This window comes from Aquiflexum balticum DSM 16537, assembly GCF_900176595.1.
Lineage (GTDB): Bacteria > Bacteroidota > Bacteroidia > Cytophagales > Cyclobacteriaceae > Aquiflexum > Aquiflexum balticum.
Window position 1 is genome coordinate 2,640,167 of the sequence record NZ_LT838813.1, and the last position, 20,460, is coordinate 2,660,626.

17 protein-coding genes are annotated in these 20,460 nt (G+C 39.5%); 11 read left to right on the forward strand and 6 right to left on the reverse strand.

Features of this window, described 5'->3' with window-relative positions; all coding sequences use genetic code 11:
* Positions 1 to 106 precede the first annotated feature (106 nt).
* Genes B9A52_RS11265 through B9A52_RS26545 form a run of 3 tightly spaced genes read left to right on the forward strand, consistent with a single transcriptional unit; the run spans position 107 to position 2,103 of the window.
* On the forward strand, positions 107 to 1,477 hold the full coding sequence (locus B9A52_RS11265) for a Gfo/Idh/MocA family protein (protein WP_084120561.1): 1,371 nt from the start codon (positions 107 to 109) through the stop codon (positions 1,475 to 1,477).
* Between the two features lie 21 nt (positions 1,478 to 1,498).
* A complete protein-coding gene (locus tag B9A52_RS25865) occupies positions 1,499 to 1,945 on the forward strand; it encodes a hypothetical protein (RefSeq protein ID WP_172805201.1) in 447 nt (148 codons plus the stop codon).
* Positions 1,945 to 2,103, forward strand: a complete 159-nt coding sequence (locus B9A52_RS26545; RefSeq protein ID WP_172805202.1) for a DUF4184 family protein — start codon at positions 1,945 to 1,947, stop codon at positions 2,101 to 2,103. Before B9A52_RS25865 ends, B9A52_RS26545 begins: the two co-directional genes overlap by 1 nt.
* A 188-nt stretch (positions 2,104 to 2,291) precedes the next feature.
* Here the strand turns inward: B9A52_RS26545 and B9A52_RS11275 are convergent, their stop codons facing one another.
* Both B9A52_RS11275 and gndA read right to left on the reverse strand, forming a co-directional pair.
* The gene (locus tag B9A52_RS11275; RefSeq protein ID WP_084123477.1) at positions 2,292 to 3,692 is read right to left on the reverse strand and encodes an amidohydrolase family protein; all 1,401 of its coding nucleotides are present in this window, start codon (positions 3,690 to 3,692) and stop codon (positions 2,292 to 2,294) included.
* A gap of 31 nt (positions 3,693 to 3,723) precedes the next feature.
* On the reverse strand, positions 3,724 to 5,622 hold the full coding sequence (gene gndA / locus B9A52_RS11280) for an NADP-dependent phosphogluconate dehydrogenase (protein WP_084120563.1): 1,899 nt from the start codon (positions 5,620 to 5,622) through the stop codon (positions 3,724 to 3,726).
* Between the two features lie 51 nt (positions 5,623 to 5,673).
* Here gndA and B9A52_RS11285 point away from each other — a divergent pair, with 51 nt between their 5' ends.
* The 6 genes from B9A52_RS11285 to B9A52_RS11310 all read left to right on the forward strand — a co-directional run bounded on the left by B9A52_RS11285 (position 5,674) and on the right by B9A52_RS11310 (position 14,190).
* Positions 5,674 to 7,131, forward strand: coding sequence for a DUF294 nucleotidyltransferase-like domain-containing protein (locus B9A52_RS11285; protein WP_084120564.1), 1,458 nt, complete (start codon positions 5,674 to 5,676; stop codon positions 7,129 to 7,131).
* A gap of 267 nt (positions 7,132 to 7,398) precedes the next feature.
* Positions 7,399 to 9,726 carry a glucosamine-6-phosphate isomerase gene (locus tag B9A52_RS11290; protein ID WP_084120565.1) on the forward strand — a complete coding sequence of 776 codons (2,328 nt, stop codon included), beginning with the start codon at positions 7,399 to 7,401 and terminating at the stop codon, positions 9,724 to 9,726.
* Between the two features lie 84 nt (positions 9,727 to 9,810).
* On the forward strand, positions 9,811 to 10,704 hold the full coding sequence (locus B9A52_RS11295) for an ROK family protein (protein ID WP_084120566.1): 894 nt from the start codon (positions 9,811 to 9,813) through the stop codon (positions 10,702 to 10,704).
* Positions 10,705 to 10,799: 95 nt separating this feature from the next.
* Positions 10,800 to 12,167, forward strand: a complete 1,368-nt coding sequence (locus tag B9A52_RS11300; RefSeq protein WP_084120567.1) for a cystathionine beta-synthase — start codon at positions 10,800 to 10,802, stop codon at positions 12,165 to 12,167.
* Positions 12,168 to 12,401: 234 nt separating this feature from the next.
* Positions 12,402 to 13,031 carry a DUF2189 domain-containing protein gene (locus tag B9A52_RS11305; protein ID WP_084120568.1) on the forward strand — a complete coding sequence of 210 codons (630 nt, stop codon included), beginning with the start codon at positions 12,402 to 12,404 and terminating at the stop codon, positions 13,029 to 13,031.
* 73 nt (positions 13,032 to 13,104) lie between these two features.
* A complete protein-coding gene (locus B9A52_RS11310; protein WP_084120569.1) occupies positions 13,105 to 14,190 on the forward strand; it encodes an alkane 1-monooxygenase in 1,086 nt (361 codons plus the stop codon).
* A gap of 6 nt (positions 14,191 to 14,196) precedes the next feature.
* On the opposite strand, the gene B9A52_RS11315 is transcribed toward B9A52_RS11310, so the two are convergent.
* From B9A52_RS11315 to B9A52_RS11325, 3 genes are read right to left on the reverse strand one after another with little or no spacing between them, the layout of a single operon-like run.
* Positions 14,197 to 15,243, reverse strand: a complete 1,047-nt coding sequence (locus B9A52_RS11315; RefSeq protein ID WP_084120570.1) for a vWA domain-containing protein — start codon at positions 15,241 to 15,243, stop codon at positions 14,197 to 14,199.
* The gene (locus B9A52_RS11320; protein WP_084120571.1) at positions 15,230 to 16,129 is read right to left on the reverse strand and encodes a hypothetical protein; all 900 of its coding nucleotides are present in this window, start codon (positions 16,127 to 16,129) and stop codon (positions 15,230 to 15,232) included. Before B9A52_RS11320 ends, B9A52_RS11315 begins: the two co-directional genes overlap by 14 nt.
* Entirely contained in the window at positions 16,122 to 17,000 is an 879-nt protein-coding gene (locus B9A52_RS11325; RefSeq protein ID WP_084120572.1) for a DUF58 domain-containing protein, read from the reverse strand. The genes B9A52_RS11320 and B9A52_RS11325 overlap by 8 nt, the downstream gene beginning before the upstream one ends.
* A 124-nt stretch (positions 17,001 to 17,124) precedes the next feature.
* Between B9A52_RS11325 and B9A52_RS11330 the strand changes: the two genes are divergently transcribed.
* Positions 17,125 to 17,463 carry a DUF4296 domain-containing protein gene (locus tag B9A52_RS11330; protein ID WP_084120573.1) on the forward strand — a complete coding sequence of 113 codons (339 nt, stop codon included), beginning with the start codon at positions 17,125 to 17,127 and terminating at the stop codon, positions 17,461 to 17,463.
* Between the two features lie 8 nt (positions 17,464 to 17,471).
* Positions 17,472 to 19,859 (forward strand): endonuclease MutS2, encoded by a 2,388-nt coding sequence (locus B9A52_RS11335; protein ID WP_084120574.1) that lies wholly within the window; start codon positions 17,472 to 17,474, stop codon positions 19,857 to 19,859.
* 91 nt (positions 19,860 to 19,950) lie between these two features.
* Here the strand turns inward: B9A52_RS11335 and B9A52_RS11340 are convergent, their stop codons facing one another.
* Entirely contained in the window at positions 19,951 to 20,433 is a 483-nt protein-coding gene (locus B9A52_RS11340) for a hypothetical protein (RefSeq protein ID WP_084120575.1), read from the reverse strand.
* Positions 20,434 to 20,460: the final 27 nt, after the last annotated feature.

The window sequence follows — 20,460 nt, forward strand, 5'->3', positions numbered from 1 at the left end:
TATGAATTTCAATTGAAACTGATAAATGTCATGATTTTTAAAGGTGAAAGGAATGGAGATTAAAATTTAAATTGATATTTTTAGAATCAATCCTAAATCTTAATCCATGAAAACCGACATCACAGATTCCTCAAGAAGAAGCTTTTTGGCAAAATCAGCCACCTTGGCGGCAGGATCCGTTTTTTTAAACAGTATTTCTGAAGCTTTGACGCTCCATAATAATCCCGATGAAAAGATGAAAATCGTCCTGGTGGGACTTGGAATCAGGGGAGTCAATATGTTTGGCAGGGAAGTCCAAAGGATTTATCCTGATCAGATTGAGTTTGTAGGACTCTGTGATATCAATCCGGGCCGATTGGAATTCGGAAAAAAACACATTGGAGTGGACTGTCCCCTTTACACGGATTTTGATAAGATGTTGGCCGAAAGAAAGCCGGATGTGGTGATTGTGACCACGGTGGATAATACCCATCACGAATTCATCATCAAAGCCCTTGATTTTGGGAGTAATGTGATCACCGAAAAACCCATGACCACGGATCAGTTCAAGTGTCAGGCCATTCTTGATGCAGAGCGAAAGTCAGGGAAAAAGGTTATTGTGACATTCAATTACCGGTATTCTCCTCACCGTCAGCGTATGCATGAAATCCTGCATTCGGGAGAAATAGGGGAAATTACCTCTGTGGATTTTCATTGGTATCTCAATACTTCCCATGGTGCGGATTATTTTAGAAGGTGGCATGGCTATAAAGAAAAAGGGGGAACCCTTTTGGTGCACAAATCCACACACCATTTTGATTTACTCAATTGGTGGTTGGATTCTGATCCGGAAGAAGTTTTTGCTTATGGAGCACTTGAGTTTTATGGAAAAAACGGCAAATTCCGCCATACCCATTGCAGACCTTGCCCGCATAAGAGCAATTGTGATTTTTATTGGGACATTACTAAAAGCCAGCATATGGTCGATCTTTATGTCAACAATGAGCAACATGATGGTTACCTTAGAGACGGTTGTGTTTTCAGAGAAGATATTGATATCTATGATAAAATGGCGGTTCAGATCCGGTATATGAACGGTGTACAGGTTTCATATTCCCTGACTACTTATTCACCTTATGAAGGTTACCGCATCGCCTTCAATGGTACCAAAGGCCGGCTTGAAGCCTGGATCAAGGAAAGTCAGCCTTGGCAGGAGATGGCGCAGGATGAGCTTCGGCTCACCAAAAACTTTGGAGATACCGAAATCATCACTATTCCCCATGGCGGAGGAGGACATGGTGGAGGAGATACCCGATTAAAAGACAAACTCTTTAAAGATCCCACTATGGCCGACCCTTACCGTCAATCAGCCGGAACAAGGGATGGGGCGATGTCTATCTTGGTGGGAATTGCTGCAAGAAACAGTATTGAAAGCGGAAGACCCGTAAGGATTGCCGAACTGACGGATATTGAGTTGAAGAAGAAAGGGCGGATTTGATACTGAAAGTTATATTAGACTATGAAGTTTCCGTTTTTCCTGTACCTTCTTTTTTCTCTTCACCTCTTTCTCAGTTTAGGTGCAATTACCGGAGGAGGAATGTTGATCCTCAAACCGGATGGTTCCTTACTGGGTATGGAAACCGGATGGCTTTCTCAATCGCCATTCAGTTCCTACCTCATTCCCGGTTTTTTACTATTCATTTTTAGTGGTTTGCTTCCTTTATTTGCATTTCTTGGGTTACTCTTAAAACCTGAATGGAGATGGGCTAATGTACTCAATATCTACCCCAACAGACATTGGTCCTGGGCATATTCCTTGTATTCGGGCATTATTGTGATTACATGGATTACAGTTCAGCTGATCATGACACGGTATTTTTGGTTGCAGCCTGTCATGATTTTCACTGGCCTGTTGATTATTATTTTCACTTTGACACCTGCAATAATGAAAAAATTCGAATTGTAATGAGCGGCCTGATAGTAGGAAGCTTGGTTCCCGATTTTGAAAAATTCATCAACCTGAGACAGGGGCATACCTTTAGCCACACTGGGGGAGGTATTTTTTGTTTCAGTCTGCTTTTAGGGTTATTGCTCTTTTTTATTTCTTGGCCAGAAACCCCTTGATTGATTACCTACCTGAGCATATCAGAAAGAGTCTTCATGTCAATAAGGGGGCAATTGGGTTTTGCATTTTAAAATGCATTTTCCCATACTGTTTTGGATGGCATTAGCAAAGACAACGACTGGTTGGTCAATTACTCTCCCCTGACCGGGAATGGTATCAAATCCCCCGACATGACAGCTGGATTCCATCACTTCCTTACATGTTTCTCCTCAATCCGCATCAGTTCCGCCTGTAATTTATCTTTTGGAATCCATTCCCCACGGACCATTACCCCATTTACTTTCTTAAGATTGGAAAGATCATTCAAGGGATTTCCCTCTACCAGAACAAAATCAGCTGCAGCCCCTTTTTTGATTTGGCCAAACTCACCTTCTCTTTCAAAATACCTGGCAACATTGACTGAACCCGATACAAGAATTTCATAGGGACTCATCCCTGCCTCCTTCATGGAATAGATTTCATTGTGGATAGAAAATCCGGGGACGTTGAATACCTGCGGAGAATCAGAACTCATTATAATGGGCACTCCCCCACGGTGCAGGGCCATCAGCATTTCCTTTCTGAATTCCAGATAGGGTCTGACATTTTCTTCCTTTAGAACGCCTTGGTTTTCCAGGAGTTTTTTCTGATTGACCCATTGCTGTACTTGTACACCGGGCATGTATTTCATTTCCGGTTCCAAGCGGAATTCATCAGCAGGAATATAGCCAAAGAACCTTTCAAATAAAGTTAGTGTCGGAGCAATCCACGCTTGCTTGTCCAATGTCAATTGGACCAAATAAGGAATTCTGGACATATCCGCATCCTTGACAGCCATCATACTAAATGGACCTGCGACTTGTGGATCTAATTTGGACTTGTCTGTAACCAAAGCTTCAATATATCCATCCATATGTTCCACGGATCTGTAGCCGTTATTCAAAGAATTGACCAAGCCAACATCCAGGGAAATATGACCTCCGAACATGATATCTTCTTCCTTGGCTGTATTGGCTATAGCTAAGAACTTGGGCATGTCCAAACCGGGGTGTAATTTGAGGTGGTCAAAACCAGCCTCTTTTTGTTCCCGTACCATAGCTTCCCCCATTTGAGGGGTTTCTACTGAGTTGCCGTTCAGGGATTGTCCGGCAGCAAAAATTCTGGGACCGGTGATTTCACCTGAATCGATTTTCTTTTTGAGTTCCAAATGGGAGTGGTGCCCTATCATTCCCCTGACATTGAGGACGCCATTGGCGAGGTAAAGCCACATAACATCCTGAATATAGGAGAAGTCATCCGTTTCCGTGGTGGGAATATGGGAATGCATTTCACTCAATCCAGGAAAAGCATAAGCGCCTTTACCATCTATCTCCACTACTTTTTTGGAAAATTTTGGTTTTTTATTAGCTGGATAGACACCTACTATTTTTCCATCTTGGACATGGATAAGATGATCTTTTAAAACCTGATCATTTTCCATGCTGATGACATCTATATTTCTGACAAGATATTCCTGTCCAAAAAGGGATAAAGGAGAATTAAAAAACAACAATAATATGGCAATGCATAATTGGAGATTTTTGGTAAGGTTAGTGATTGCAGTGTTCATGATACTTGGGTTTATTTGACAGCAATGATTTTTATGATTTCCATTCTGAATGATAGAACTTTCCCGAAGGATCATCTTTTCTTTGATATGTATGAGCACCGAAAAAATCCCTTTGCGCTTGTATTAAATTGGCAGAAGAATCCGTGGTAATTCTTCCATAAAAATAGTTTACAGCTGCAGACATGACAGGCAACGCAAATCCATGCTGCAAACCCAAGCCCACTATATAAGCCAAATCATGTCTCAATTCTTTTGCCTTGGCTTTGATTTGTTTGGTTTTCAATAGGGAACTGTTTTCCTTGAAAAGAGTAACCATATTTTCCATCAAGGTAGATCTGATAATGCATCCATTGGTCCAGATACGGGCTATTTCACTGAATTCAAGATTCCAATTTTCATTTTTGGATACCTGTTCCATCAGGTTGAAACCAACCTCATGGTTCAGGATTCTTGTGAGGGCATAGGCATTTCTTACTTTTTCCAACAAAATAACTTTATCCTCCGCAAATGCCCCGAATCTGTGTCCATACAATGCTGCCAATTCCTCTCTGTCCTCTTTTTGGCTGGAAAGCAAACGGGCTGTGACAGCTTCAGCCAAAGGGCTGTAGGGAACATAGTATTTCAAGGCAGTAGTCAAGGACCACGCACCAGTTCCCTTTTGGCCAGCTTTGTCGAGGATCATGTCCAAGAGAAAATTTTTCCCTTCTTTGGTCACCAAAATATCTGCTGTGATTTCCAATAGGTAACTTTTCAATCCTTCGCCCGACCAGGATTTTAAGATTTTTGAGATTTCAGGATAAGACAGTTTCAATCCATATTTCATCAGGTGGACGGTTTCTGCCATGACCTGCATCTCTGCATATTCTATACTGTTATGGACCATTTTGATAAAATGACCTGAACCTGATGGGCCTATAAAACCAACGCATGGCTTTCCATTAGCATCTTTTGCTGCGATTTTTTTTAGATATGGAGCAATAAGGTCGTAAGCTTCCTTACTTCCTCCCGGCATCATTGAAGGGCCTTTTCTGGCACCCTCTTCGCCACCTGAAACACCCATCGGGATAAAATGGAAACCTTTTTGGTTAATATCCTGAAACCTTCGGGAAGAATCTTCAAAAAAGGAATTGCCGCCGTCAATGATAATATCTCCCTGATCCAATAAAGGTTCCAATTGTTGTATTTGTTGGTCAATGGCAACTCCCGCAGGAATCATCAAAAGTATTTTCCTGGGTTTATCCAAAGCCTTCACAAATGTCTCCAAATCATCAAAACCTTTGAGCAATGGAAATAGGCTATTTTCTGATGCAAAAGTGGAGGCGATTTTTTCTTCTTTTTCCGGAACATGTCTATTGAATACTGCAGTCGGAACACCATTCTCCGCAAGGTTCATGGCCAGACTTTTTCCCATCACACCCATTCCAATTACGCCAACATGCAGTCCCGGAGAGGTTATCTTTTCAGATTGCATGATTATTTCCAACAAGTCTTCGGGTTTTTTGATAACATCCAAATGCAGGCCATATTCAGGTTCTTCCCAAGTTTCCAATTGGGATTCCAACAAGCCGGGTTTCATATAATGATCTTCCCTGGTCATCATTCTTTCGTTAAGCAATTCCTTGCTACCTTTGAGATGGACCCAAAGTATTTGAGGGACTACCTGAAGCATCTGCCGATATTGTTCCTTCAAGGCAGAACAAGCTAATATACCGCCTCCTGAAGCTTCCCATTCCTGAATTTTATCAGCAAGGTGCTCCAGCCACGGAATCCGGTCATGATCATTGAGAGGAATGCCGTTGGACATCTTTTCAATGTTGGAAGTAGGATGGAAATCGTCTGCATCAAAAAAGGGAAGCCAAAGTTTTTTGGCTAAGTGGGTGCCCAAAGTAGTTTTTCCGCTGCCCGAAACTCCTGTTATTATGATTATCATAGTCGAATTTAACAATTTTAATTATTTTCACCATGGATAGATGAAGCCTGCATGATAGCTACAAAAGAATTCAATACTGAACATTTTTACACCAGAAAGGTAGAAGACCTCCATTTACGAAAATTACGCATTTGCCATTGGGACGTTCCCTTGTATCAAGTTGCGCAGATAATGGCAAAAGAGAAGGTCTCCATTCTTTTTATTGGAGAATCCGATATAGAAATCAAAGGTTTCGTCACTGATATTACGCTTAGAGATAAAGTGGTGGCTGCACGTCTTTCCTATGAGATTCCCGTAGGTGAAATTATGGATAAAAATATCATTTTTATCCACAAAGAGGCATTTTTATATGAAGCATTGTTAATGATGTTTCAGACCAAAACCCGCTACTTGTTGGTAAAGGATTCCGGTAGATATTTGGGATGGATCAGTAGGAATAAAATTTTGACAGAGCAGTCTCAAGGTCCATTTATTTTTATTCAATCAGTAAAGCAGGCCATGCATAAAGATGAGCTGAAAGAGAAATGGGCACAGGTACCGGAGATTATCCATCAATTGGTTTCCAAGGGCTTAAAAGCACAGATCATCAATCAGATTATCACTACTGTTACCGATGCCATTTCCTTACGGATAATTGAAAATACCATCAGGGATATAGGCCCCCCGCCGGCCAATTTTGTTTTTTTTGTTTTGGGAAGCGAAGGAAGGGCTGAACAAACCCTAAAAACCGATCAAGATAATGCCATTATCTATGAAGACAAGGCCAATGAACACCGAGAAATGGTGAGGGCCTATTTTTTGGAATTTGCCGAAATCGTATCGGCTTCTTTGGATCATGTTGGGATAGTTTTTTGTAAAGGTGGGTTTATGGCAAAAAATCCCAAATGGACGCATTCCCTGTCACATTGGAAAAGAAATTACGAATCCTGGATTCAGGAATCTACGCAGGAAACCGTTTTGAAGTATGCCACCTTTTTTGATTGCAGGCCTATTTATGGAGATTTTAGTCTTTTGGATTCCCTGAAAGAATTTATGGATACTCAACTTCAGAATCCTCCCGAACGGTTTTTTATCAATATGGGAGCCAATGCCCTGCAATATGAGGCCCCGTTGACCTTTTTCAAAAACATCAGGACATTTAAAATCGATGGTGAGAAACATTTTAATATCAAGAAAACAATGACCCCGATTGTTGATTTGGCAAGGGTTTTTGCTTTGAAGCATAGGATTTTTGAAACCAATACCGGGAAAAGAATTGAGGCTTTAGAGGAAAAAGGGGTGTTTTCGGCCAACGAATCGCAGGAACTGTACCATGCTTATTATTACCTCATGAATTTGAGACTTGAAAAACAAGCCCTACAAATGATAGAAAAAGAGGAAGAACCAAAGAATTTTGTAAGTATCAATCAACTGACCAAAGTACAAATGGCAACATTGGTAGAAATATTTAAAGTGATCAAGGAATTCCAGTTGAAAATTAAAATAGAATTCACTAAAAATATATTTTAGAAAATAGAAAATATCTTTTTTAAATTTTTTATAAAAGTCTATGATTTAAAACAAAAGTTTTTTTATTTTGTACCTAAAATAATGTCTAGACGTAATTTATTTCATGTTAATATTTAGGAATATATTTGAAATTTATCCATTTAAAATTCTTGATTACTTGAATATTTCCAAATTATAAATTGTAATTGATATTCAATTAAATTGGTTTTAAAATTAAATGCTGATCAGAAGTACTTAGATTGACAATAACTCTAAAAACTCATAAATATGCTTAGCAATTATCCGCTTTCCGAAGTAGAAAAAGCATTCCTCAAAGAATCCGGTGTTGAAAAAATCAGCACATTGATTCCTTACCTTACGGTAGATAATTTTCCCAAGTTGGGATTGATCACTGCCTGTAGGTTTTTGGAATGGGCAGCTGAAAATCCCAATGGGGTCATCAGTTTGCCTACAGGAAAAACACCGGAATATTTCATTAAATGGACCCAGTTTTTATTGGAAAATTGGGACAGCAAAAAGGGGAAGGACGTCAGGGAAAAATATGGCCTTTCAGGAGTAAAAAAGCCTGTTTTGAAAGATCTGACTTTTGTACAGATCGATGAGTTTTACCCCATATCATCCAAGCAGAAAAACAGCTTTTTTGACTATGTCAACAAATTCTATTTAGAAGGATTTGGACTGAATAAGGAAAAGGCGATTTTGATCAATTCAGATGAAATACCTTTGGCAGATGGTAAGCATTTCAAAGAAGTTTTTCCTGACCTTAAAGTAGACCTTTCCTTGAGATTCCGGGAACCTATCAATAATCTGGAAAAAATTCAACAGAAATCCATTTACATGATAGACCATTGGTGCGGTCAATATGAGAAAAAAATCAGGGACGTTGGAGGTATAGGATTTTTCTTGGGAGGCATTGGACCTGATGGTCACATTGCTTTCAATACCAGGGGATCCCACCTTTACTCTACAACTAGATTAACTGAGACCAACTTTGAGACTCAGGCTGTAGCAGCAGGTGATTTGGGTGGAATCGAAATTTCGGCCAACAGATTGGTCATTACTATTGGATTGGATACCATTGTCCACAATCCTGAAGCAGTAGGTATCATCATCGCTGCCGGGGAGGCAAAAGCCCAGATAGTCAAAGATTCACTTGAGACTCCGCTCAATAATATCTATCCGGGTACCGTCTTGCAAAAACTGAAGAATGGCCGTTTTTACCTGACCAAGGGCGCGGCGGTGAGATTGACTGATTCAGTAGATGCCTATTACCAAAATGGGGAATGGACTTGGGAAAAAACAGAAAGAGCGATCGTAGATTTATGTAAAAAGATCAAAAAATACGGTCACCGTCTTAAAATAGAAGATCTTAAAGCTGATAAGTACACCTCAATGATTCCGGGTCTTTCGGAAGATACTGTCAATCAGGTTATTAAAAGTACAGTTGAGAAAATCAACAGAGGTACTACAAAGGAAAAAAACGAGGTGCTCCTGCACACAGGCCCTCATCATGACGATATATCTTTGGGGATATTGCCACATATTACCAATCAGCTTCAGGAGAATAGCAATGAGGCACATTTTTCAGTGCTGACTTCCGGGTTCACGGCTGTTACAAATACATTTGTAATTGATACCCTTCTACTTACAAAAAGACTATTGGATGAAGGTGAAATCCAAATGGTGAAGTATGAAGATTTCTTTGATGTCGGGTATAAACTGAAGACCGACAAAGACGTGTACCATTTCCTGACCAATGTGGCATCAGAAGATCCTGACCAAAGAATGAGGGGCTTGTGTCATAGGGTGGTGAGAGCTGTTGTGGATATTTTTGAAGTAAAATCCAAGCAAAAACTCAGGGAAACCATCAATGATATCATAAGCATTTTGAAGAATTCCTATGACGGTGAAAAGAATCCCTCAAAAATCCAGAAATTGAAAGGGATGATCAGGGAATTTGAGGAAGAACTGGTCTGGGCTCATTTTGGTGTGCAGGTGAAAAACGTACACCATTTGAGGTTAGGATTCTACACCGGGGATATTTTCACTGAGCAGCCGGATAAAAAGCGTGATGTAATCCCAATTGTGGAAATGTTTAAGAGTATTAATCCTACAAAAATAAGCTTGACACTTGATCCCGAAGGTTCCGGTCCGGACACTCACTACAAAGTTCTCCAGGCCACTGCTGAGGCCGTGAGACAATGGGGAGAGGAAAAGGACCTGAGTGAATTGAGAATTATTGGATACAGGAATGTTTGGTTTAAATTTGAACCCCATGAAGCCAATGTGATTGTCCCCGTTTCTTTGGGAGACATGTCGGTCATGGAGGATTCTTTTGCCAATTGTTACCTCAGCCAGGTCAATGCCTCATTCCCCAGCTACAGCCACAATGGCAAGTTCAGTACTGTGGCCAAAAGGACTTGGGTAGGACAATTAAATGATATTCAGTTGCTTTTGGGAAAAAATTACTTTTATCAGCATGATACAGCTAAAGTGAGGTCCAGTCATGGATTGATCTTTTTCAAAGACATGAATGTAGAAGAATTTCTAGCCCATGCGAGAGAGTTGGAAAAATCAATTGAGGGAATGCTCTAACCGTATTTTCTCAAACCTATAGACAGAAAAAGGAGAATGTTTTCATTCTTCTTTTTCTGTTGAAAAGCCTTAAAAACTAAATGTATGCTCAAAACCGAAAAACCTATTCTTGGATTGGATATTGGAGGGACCAATATCAAGGCTGGTGTACTTATTGGGTCGGAACTGACTGACATCAGAATGATTTCCACTCCTTCCGACGAAAGTCAAGAGGCTATTTTGGAAACTATCGCCGGATTTATAGAAAGCTTTCTACATCATGGTTTTTTTGCCATCGGAATAGGTATCCCCGGATTGATTGATACAGATAATGGAATTGTGCTCAATTTGGGCAATATCCCTTCATTTAAAAAAGTGCTCCTCAAGGAATTTTTGGAGGAAAGATTTTGTAAACCCGTATTCATCAACAATGATGCGAATTGCTTTGCCCTGGGGGAATATAAATTCGGTGCAGCGCAGGTATACCAGCATGTTGTAGGTATCACATTGGGCACAGGACTTGGTGCAGGAATTATTGTCAATGGACACCTGTACTGCGGATTCAACTGTGCTGCCGGGGAATGGTGTTCGGCCCCTTACTTGGACAAGGATTTTGAATTCTATTGCAGCGGTAAATTTTTTCACTGGAAGTATCAGGCAAAAGCCAAATCATTATCAAAAAAAGCTGATCAAGGAGACCCAATTGCCTTGGAAGCTTATGCTGAATACGGACATCATTTAGGTGAATTGATTAAAAATGTTTTGTATACGCTTGCGCCACAGGCAATTGTTCTGGGTGGTTCGATACGGAAAGCCTATCCATTTTTCAAGGATAGCATGGAGGCGACTATCGCTACCTTCAAATACCCTTCAGTAAGCGGAAACCTCAAAATTCTGATTTCAGATTTGGATGAAACGGCGATCCACGGTGCAGTCGCATTGGTTGGGGAATATGCGGTTCCTGTAGAGAAAATTGGCATTGAAGTCGGTGGAAAGTAAATCCATTGTTTCAAAATATTATTTGGAAAGCCCTTTTTATTTTCCCTCAGGTTTAAAAATATTCGTAACTTTCGGGTCAATCGAACCCGAATATTATGATTTATAACTCCATTATTGAGACCATAGGAAATACTCCTATGATCAGGCTGAACAAATTGAACAAAGGAATCAAAGGTGAGATACTAGTAAAAGTGGAGTATTTCAATCCCGGTAATTCCATGAAAGACCGTATGGCTATCAAAATGGTGGAAGATGCGGAAGAAGCAGGTCTGCTCAAACCTGGAGGGACCATCATCGAAGGGACGAGTGGCAATACAGGGATGGGTCTGGCATTAGCGGCAATTGCAAAAGGATACCGGTGTATTTTTACCATGGCCGATAAGCAATCCAAAGAAAAAATCGATATTCTCAAAGCAGTGGGTGCAGAAGTTATTGTTTGTCCTACCAATGTATCACCCGAAGATCCAAGGTCATATTATTCAGTTGCAAGAAAGCTGAATAATGATATCCCGAATTCTTTTTACCCAAATCAGTACGATAACCTATCCAACTCTTTGGCACATTATGAAACCACGGGTCCTGAAATCTGGAAGGATACTGAAGGGAAAATAACCCATTATGCAGCTGGAGTAGGGACAGGAGGGTCCATGTGCGGAACAGCCAAATACCTTAAAGAACAAAATCCCGATATTGTTACTGTAGGTATTGATACTTATGGTTCTGTTTTTAAAAAATACAAAGAGACAGGCATATTTGATGAGAATGAAGTTTATCCCTACCTGACAGAAGGAATTGGTGAGGACATTTTACCCAAAAATGTTGATTTCTCCTTAATTGATCATTTTATAAAAGTGACGGATAAAGATGCCGCAGTCATGACAAGAAGACTTTCAAAAGAAGAAGGCCTTTTTGTTGGATGGTCTTGCGGTTCTGCTGTTCATGGAGCTTTGGAATATGCCAAAGAAAATCTGAAAGAGGGTGATAGAATGGTCATAATTTTACCTGACCACGGTACAAGATACCTGGGAAAAATCTACAATGACGACTGGATGAGAAATCACGGTTTTCTGGAAGACAAAACTTTTGGAACTGCCCGGGATATTATCGCTTCCCGAAATGGCAATTACCAATTGTTGGTTTCCTATAAAAATGACAGGGTTAAAGACACCATTCATCTGATGAACAGTAAAAGTGTCTCCCAAATTCCGGTTATAGAAGATGGTCAGGTGATCGGAAGTATAACAGACAGCAAGCTACTTTCCAAGATTATAGAAAATCCCGAGCTGAAAGATGCAGCAGTGGCAGATGTAATGGAAGATCCCATGAAGTTCGTGGCTTTGGACAGTACTCTGGATGTATTGTCTTCCATGCTTGACTCTGCCAAAGCAGTGCTTGTGAGAGATGACAATCATCAAGTCCATATTGTGACCAAGCACGATATTCTTGAGGCGATGACGAAGTAGATTGAAGTTTGAAAATTGGTGATTGAGGTCGGATATTTTATAGAACAGAAAGTTTTGACTGTTGCCGAATTTCAGATGACCATTGATGGTTAGGATGGAGTGAAAGTCAGTCTAAGTTGATTAAATATCAAAGAATACAATTTTACGGTCTAATTTATATATAATTCAAATAATTGATAAAAAGTAAAGGCAAGGACATTTTCCTTGCCTTTATTGTGAAAAATCAAAAAATTCATGAGCAAAGAGAAATTGGCATTATTAAGAGAAAGAGGATATGACTTTGATATCAAAGATATCTTTTTACGTGCCTGGCAAATGTATTTGAAAGAGCCCTTACAAAGTTCTGCATTTATGATGTTCATATTTTCTTTACAACTTCTGGCGATTTTATACCTCAAAGATTTTGCGTTGTTACAAGGGATCTTTCTTGCACCGCCTTTATACTCCGGGTTTTACCTTGTGGCCAATAAAATCTCAATGAAACAACAAGTTGTGTACCCGGATTTTTTTAAAGGATTCAATTTCTATATTCCTGTGTTTTCAATTTGGCTGATAGGCCAGATAATTACGGCTTTCGGATTGGTTCTATTTGTGATTCCGGGTATTTATCTTGCTGTAGCTTATAGTTTTTCTGTGTTGATGGCGTTGTTTGGAGGTTTTGATTTCTGGACCGCCTTGGAAGAAAGCAGGAAATTGATCACCGTTCGTTGGCTTAAATTCTTTTTGTTTACATTGGTCGTTATTGTGATCAATGTTTTGGGAATAATGTCCTTTTTCTTAGGATTATTGGTCACCGTTCCGGTCACGTATTATGCTACTTATATTCTTTTTGAGGACCTGACAAAGGATATTTTTGCAGAATAAAATCAGACAACTTCTAAAAGATGATATGAATTTGATGTTTCTTTTTTTGGTCATGATTATCTAACTTGATGGCATGAAGCATTTGAAAAAAATCGGATTTTATTCTGCATTTATTCTCCCTGTTTTGTTGGTGGTTGGATTTTACTTGGGAGGATGGAATATGTTGATCATTCATGCATTTGTATTCATCCTCGTTCCACTCATGGATTACCTGATTAAAACCGATAAGTCAAATGTTCCCGAAGGTGAGATTTCAGCAGTTTCAAAAGAAAAATTTTACAGCATGGTTACATTCGTTTGGGTATATGTTCAACTAGGTATATTGGTATGGGGATTTTCTGTAATATCTTCAAAAACGCTATCCTTTGCTGAGTGGCTCGCTTTCAGTACCGGTATGGCCTTGGTAACAGGAGGAATAGGAATTACCGTTGCTCATGAATTGGGGCATAAGTCAGAAAAATTGGAACAGTTCTATGCAAAGGTTCTCCTAATGACGGTATGTTACATGCACTTTTTCATAGAACATAATCGAGGTCACCATGTGCGTGTTGCGACACCTGATGATCCGGCTACCAGTAGATTTGGAGAGACATTCTATAGTTTTTGGTGGAGGTCGGTGAAGGATGGGTTTTTCAGTGCAATCCATTTAGAAGAAGAGAGGTTGCAGAAAAAAGGTGTTTCTTTCTGGTCTGTCCAAAATCAAATGATTCAATTTATTTTAGCACCAATACTTTTTATTGGATTTTTCACCATGGTTTTTTCTCAGATTCAAAACAGGTTTACTTGGGAGGTACCGGTTTTCTTTTTTGTGCAGAGCTTTTTTGCTTTCAGTCTTTTGGAATTGGTCAATTATATAGAGCATTATGGCATGTCCCGAAAGCAATTGTCAAATGGGCGATATGAAAAAGTCACCCCATTACATTCCTGGAATGCCAGTCATATGGTCAGCAATTTCCTGTTATTTCAGTTGCAGCGGCATTCAGATCATCATGCTTTTGCCTACAAGCGCTATCAGATTCTCAACCATTATGATGAAAGCCCTCAATTGCCGCAGGGCTATTCCGCCATGATCATTTTGGCCTTGTTTCCGGCTTTGTGGTTTCAGGTGATGGATAAAAGGTTGGAGGAGTGGAAGCGTAAGACTTGGGTAGATAGGTAAATGGTTTTAATCCAATAGGAAATTATTAAAGAAGGAACTCTTCAATCCCAGCCAAATCAGAATCAAAATTATTCCCCAAAACAGATAAACCCTGTAATAGTCCACGGTTTCCTTGTATCGGGATTCAATGATTTCGGCTTTTTCCATTTCATTGATCTGATCAAAGATCTCTTCCAAAGCATTGCCGTCTGAGGCACGGAAAAATTTACCTTCACCTATTCTGGCAATTTCCCTCAAAGTAGTTTCGTCCAAATAGCTTTCGATCATTTGGGGTCTTCCAAAGAAATCCACGCCATAAGGTACCATTCCGTCTTTACCGACAGCTATGGTATATATCTTTATATCCATGGCAGACGCTAATTGTGCGGCATATAAAGGGTCCACGTTGCCAGCATTGTTTTCTCCATCACTGAGCAGAATCATCACCTTACTTTTGGAATCAGATTCCCTGATTCTATTGGTTCCTGCTGCCAGCGCACTTCCAATAGCAGTACCCTTGGCATCCATCATATTGAATGAAATATCTTTGATGAGGTCTGTAAGCAAGGGATAGTCATTGGTCAGGGGAGCCAAAGAATACGCTTCCCCCGAAAAAATCACTACTCCGATCCGATCCCCAAAACGGCCATTGATAAAATCTGTGGCCGTTTGTTTGGCAGATTCCAGTCTATTGGGTTTGAAGTCCTGCAGATCCATGGATTCAGAAATATCCATGACCAGCATGATATCAATTCCTTCTGTATACTGCTCCACCCTTTCGTTGGTTTTTTGCGGCCTTGCCAGTGCGATGACCATCAGCCAGACTGCAAGAACGAAAAACAATCCGGGAATTAACCTGAGATATGTCCAGGGATTATTTTGAGAAACTGAACCGGGCAATGAAAGTTCCAATACCGGGTTTTTCAGAAACTTGATAAATTTTCTCAATAATATTATAAGCGGAGCTATCCAAATCAGATGAAGCGCCCATAAATTTTCCCATTCAAAAGAGCGGAAAGTCTCAGGGTAAAACCAAAACAAAGAAAAAAAATCTGAAATATTATTTGGGTTCATCTTGTGTTGTTATCTTTTTCTTAAAAGAATCTGTACAGATATCTTTGAGATTGGTGCAGGTTTCCAAAATGTCCTTCCCTTCTTTTCCGGCATAAATAACCATTTCTATAGCTCTGAAATCCTTGATGATTTCTTTATTGTCCAGGAATTCTGAAATCTCCGTAGTGGTCCACTCTCGGAATGGTTTTTCTCTCAGGTGTTCCATATATGCCTTCCAAAGCCCTAGGAGTTCATCTGCCTGACTCATATCTGGATTTGTTGAAAATGCAGTTTCAGCATGTTGCCATTTTTGCAAAAATCTTTTGTATTTCCTTTTTTCCAACCAAATCTGGTACTGATGCCGGATTTTTTTTCCAAAAAAGATTAAAACAATCCCTGAGATAATTACCAAGGCCACTAATGCTGCAATCAGTATCAGGATGTTGAATTCTGTGGGGATGGGTTGATAGACGTTATTATCTCTGAAATTGAGTTCTTCAGGTATTTGATCAATAGTTAGTTTCAAAGCCAGACCTGCTTCCAAGGGTCGATGTTCAAGACTGTCGTACCGAAAAACCTCATAAACAGGAAGGGACAACGTAGCAACCGGATCGAGAGAAAAGTTGGAGACATAGTAGACCGCACTGTCCAAAGTGATTTCATCAATTGTTTTGGATATATAGGTTTTCTTTTCCAACAATACAAAAGGTGTGAAATCATAAGTGGAATCAGGGAAAACCAAGTTGATACCTTCTTTGTATTTGGCTTTCAATACATATCCTACCCGCTCTCCCAGTTTGGCAGAGTCCTGTTGGAAATAACCTTCTACCTCTATATCCTGAGCTTGGGAATGGAGGGTAAAGTTAAAGTATAAAATGCTGCTGATAAAGAATATGATCCTACCCACGTTTCATTGATCTGTTACGGTTTTTGAATAATTCTACTAAAGGTAAAACGATATCATCCTTGGTACTGATTCCCAAATAATTTATTTGGTTTTTTTTACATATGTTTTTCAAGTGGTCTCTTTCTGAGGTAAATGTATCCAAGATTTTTCTTGAAAAACTACCAAATGCAGTATTTACCCAAGTAGTTTTTCCTTGTTCTTTGTCATATATGGGAATAATCCCCAAAGAAGGTAAAGCGGATTCCCTAGGATCGGTAATCTGAATGGCAATAAGATCATGCTTATCCGCCAATGCCTTGAAGGGCCGCTCATATCCCTCATCTATAAAATCAGAAACGACAATAATGATACTGCGTTTTTTAATCAGATTCAATGCAAAGGTAAACATATCATTAAGATTGGTCTTCAATGATTTGTTTTCATGTCCAAAGATTCCCTGTATGATTTTGACACCTTGTTTCGGTCCTTTTCCGGGGAGTAAGATTTTTTCTTTTTGATCTGAAAAAGAAATCAATCCGACCTGACTGCCCTCATAGATAGCCGCCAAAGTTAGTACTCCGGCAATTTCCTTACTGCTGTCAATTTTTTTCTTCCCTAATTCCCCTATATCCTGAGAACCGCTGATGTCAAGCAAAAAATAAACTGATTGGTCCTTATCTTCTTTAAATGTTTTGACAAAGGTGCCATGTCCTTTTGCAGAGACCTTCCATTCTATCGTCCGTACGTCATCTCCATATTGATAGGGTCGAAGATCATCAAACTCCAAACCAGCTCCCTTGAAAACCGATTGGTAATCGCCTTGGAGCTGATTGTTCACCACCTTTCGGATCATGATTTCGTACCGGCGTAATTTCTTTAGAATCTGATTCATGTCTGTAATTTCAAAGGCCTAAATTAAGGCTCTCAATTGAATTAAAAAACGTTATTTGATAATAGGGTAAAGGTATCGATGTTAAATCTTCTTGTTGATTGCAGGATTTGATTAATTTTGAAATGTGAAAAATAAACTTATCCTTCTATTATCGTTTTTTGTTCTTCTATCCTGTGGTGAAAACAAGCTTTCGGAAGATATCCTCGACGAGGATAAAATGGTTGAAGTCCTTGTTGATATCCATATGACAGAGGGACTCGTCAGTACATTTCCTATCCATTACGATTCTTCCAGATTGCTTTATCCCTATTTTGAAACTGAGATTTTTAAAAAACATGGGATTTCCGATTCAGTTTTTAAAAAGAGCCTGGAATTTTATTTACGTGACATCAAGGTCATGGATAGATTATACGCCAGAACCATAGATTCCCTTCATGTAAAAGAAAAATCCAGAATTGAGTAAATCCTAAAATGCTTTATCCAAAAAATATAGAAGAAAAAATCAACTTCATCAAAATCAGAGAGCTTCTAAAAGAAGAGTGTTCTGGGCCTTTAGGAGTTGATTTTGTCCAAAAAATGAGCTTTTCCAAAGATCCGAATCTTGTGGCCAAGCTTTTGACCCAAACAGATGAGTTCAAAAAGATCATCGAATCAGGTGAGTTGTTCCCCTCCTCGAATTTTACCAATATTTACCCCTATCTCGAAAAGGCCAGAATTGAATACAATTTTCTTTATGAAGAAGAATTTCATGAAATCAGATTGTCTCTCTTTACGCTTAGCAGATGCATTGATTTTTTCAGGGATCATGAAGAAGACTATCCGAATCTATTCCAGCTTTTAGGTTTGGTAAATCTGGACAATACCTTGTTAAAGGCAATTGAAAGGATCATTGACGAAAAAGGTAAAGTCAGGAACAATGCCTCGCAGGAATTGTCTCTTATCAGGTCGCAGATTCTATACGAAGAAAACAGATTGAGAAAAGTTCTGGACAGGATATTCAGAGAGGCAAAGGCCAAAGGACTTACTCCTGAGGACGCCTCTGTGACCATAAGAGGCGGTAGAATGGTGATTCCTGTTCTGGCCGAAAACAAAAGAAAAATCAAAGGATTCATCCATGATGAGTCTGCAACGGGTCAGACGGTTTTTCTTGAACCGGCAGAAGTTTTGGATATCAATAATGAGCTGAAAGATCTTGAATATATGGAGCGTAGAGAGATTCAGAAGATTCTCACTCAGCTCACCGATCAGCTTAGACCAAACATTCCCGAATTAAGGAGGGCCTATCATTTTTTAGGAATGGTTGATTTTATTAGGGCAAAAGCAAAGTTTGCCATCAAAACAGGTTCTTCCAAACCCACGCTATCCAAAACCAGGCAGATGGAGTGGTACAACGCCCGACATCCGCTGCTTGAATCAGCCTTAAAGCAAGCAGGCAAAAAAATCGTCCCTTTGACTATCCAATTGGACCATAACCGAAGACTTTTGGTTATTTCAGGCCCAAATGCCGGAGGAAAGTCAGTGACTTTAAAAACAGTAGCTATGGTGCAATATATGCTCCAATGTGGATTGTTGATCCCTTTGGACAGCCATTCGGTCTGTACTTTATTTGATAATTTTTTTATAGATATCGGTGATGAACAGAATATTGAAAACGATCTCAGTACTTACAGCTCTCATTTGATGAGCATGAAATTTTTCACTGAGTTTGCAAATAAAAAGACCATTGTTTTCATAGATGAATTTGGGACAGGTACAGAACCACAGTTTGGTGGGGCCATTGCGGAAGGAATTCTTTTGGCGTTGAATCAACTTGGTACTTATGGGGTGATTACTACCCACTATGGTAACCTAAAGCAAATTTCTTCCAGAAGCCAAGGGTTGGTAAATGGCGCCATGCGTTATGATGTCGATAAATTGGAGCCTTTGTACCAGCTTGATATAGGAAAGCCAGGTAGTTCCTTTGCTTTGGAGATTGCTTCAAAAATCGGGATTTCGAAAGATATCATTGCTTATGCCAAAGAACAGATAGGAGAGGAAAGGGTAAAGTATGACAAAATGCTTAATAAACTGGAGAATCAGGTCACTAAATATGACCAATTGGTCAATGAGAATCAAAGAAAAGAGCGACTTCTTGACCAAAGAATGAAGGAGTACACCCAGCTCAAAGAGACCATAGACCAAAATAAGAAGAAATATATACAAGAAGCCAAAGCAGAGGCGAAAGCACTTCTGGATCAGGTCAACAAAAAAATAGAAACCACAATCCGAACCATAAAAGAAAATAAAGCAGATAAAGAAGTGGCCAAAGCAGCCAGGGTCGAGATCGAGGAACTAAAGAAAAGAATCAAGCCGGAAAAAACAATCATCCATGATCCGGTGATTAAAGTTATTGGAGGAGAGATCCATGTCGGTGATTTTGTAAGAGTTAAGGATAATGGTGCTGTAGCGGAAGTTTTGGCTATTAGAAAAAAGGAAGCTGAAGTAAGTATTGGGGAACTGAAATCAACAGTAAAGCTGACGAGATTGGAAAAAATCTCCAATACTGAAATGAAAAAAGAGAAAAAAACATATTCCAAAAGAATTGGATTTGATACCAATTCAAAAATGTTGGATTTTTCACCTAATCTTGATATCAGAGGGAAAAGAGGAGAAGAAATACTTCCTGTTGTTCAGAGTTTTCTAGACGATGGGTATATGCTTGGACTAAAGGATTTGCGCATTGTTCATGGAAAAGGCGACGGCATATTGAGAGAAATCACCAGGAATCTTTTGAAAGGTATGTCTCAAGTTGCAAAAATGGAAGATGAACATGCAGACCGCGGAGGTGCTGGAGTTACTTTGGTCACTTTAAAGGGATAACGATATCTAAAAAAATATCAGAAATATAAGGTGAAACTGTTGGTTGATTTCTTCCAATTTATTTGGAAAAAATCAACCAACAGATAAATGCCTATTTTTTCTTTAAGTTGAAAGTGTAATTGCCAGCCACTGCTCCACTTGGGAAAGCTTCAGCACCGGGTACAGTGATGGAAAAAACCAACCTCAGATCATTACCTGTTCTAGTGAATGAAATTTCTCTTTCCGAAGCAGGCTTGCTTCCCGAAAGGGTGATTTTATCCAAATTGGTTCCCACAAAACTCCAGTTTCCATTGGCATCAAAAAGTTCATTACTGTTGATGGAACTATATGGTTTGCTTGATGCGGTCAGAGTAAGTTCAAAATCCTGATAGATGTTTGTTTCGGATCTTCCATCACGGATTACAGACCCACCACCTGCGATTACCCATGTCAGGGAAGAACCACCTGTCAAATCCTCTATAGCCAACTCTTCCGGAGTTTTTTGTGGCTCTGTGTCTCCTTCATTATCACCACAAGAGGAAAAAATAAAAGGGACTAATCCGGCGATTATGATGGTTAAGATCAACTTTTTCATATAAGAATATTTTAATAATTTTTGTAA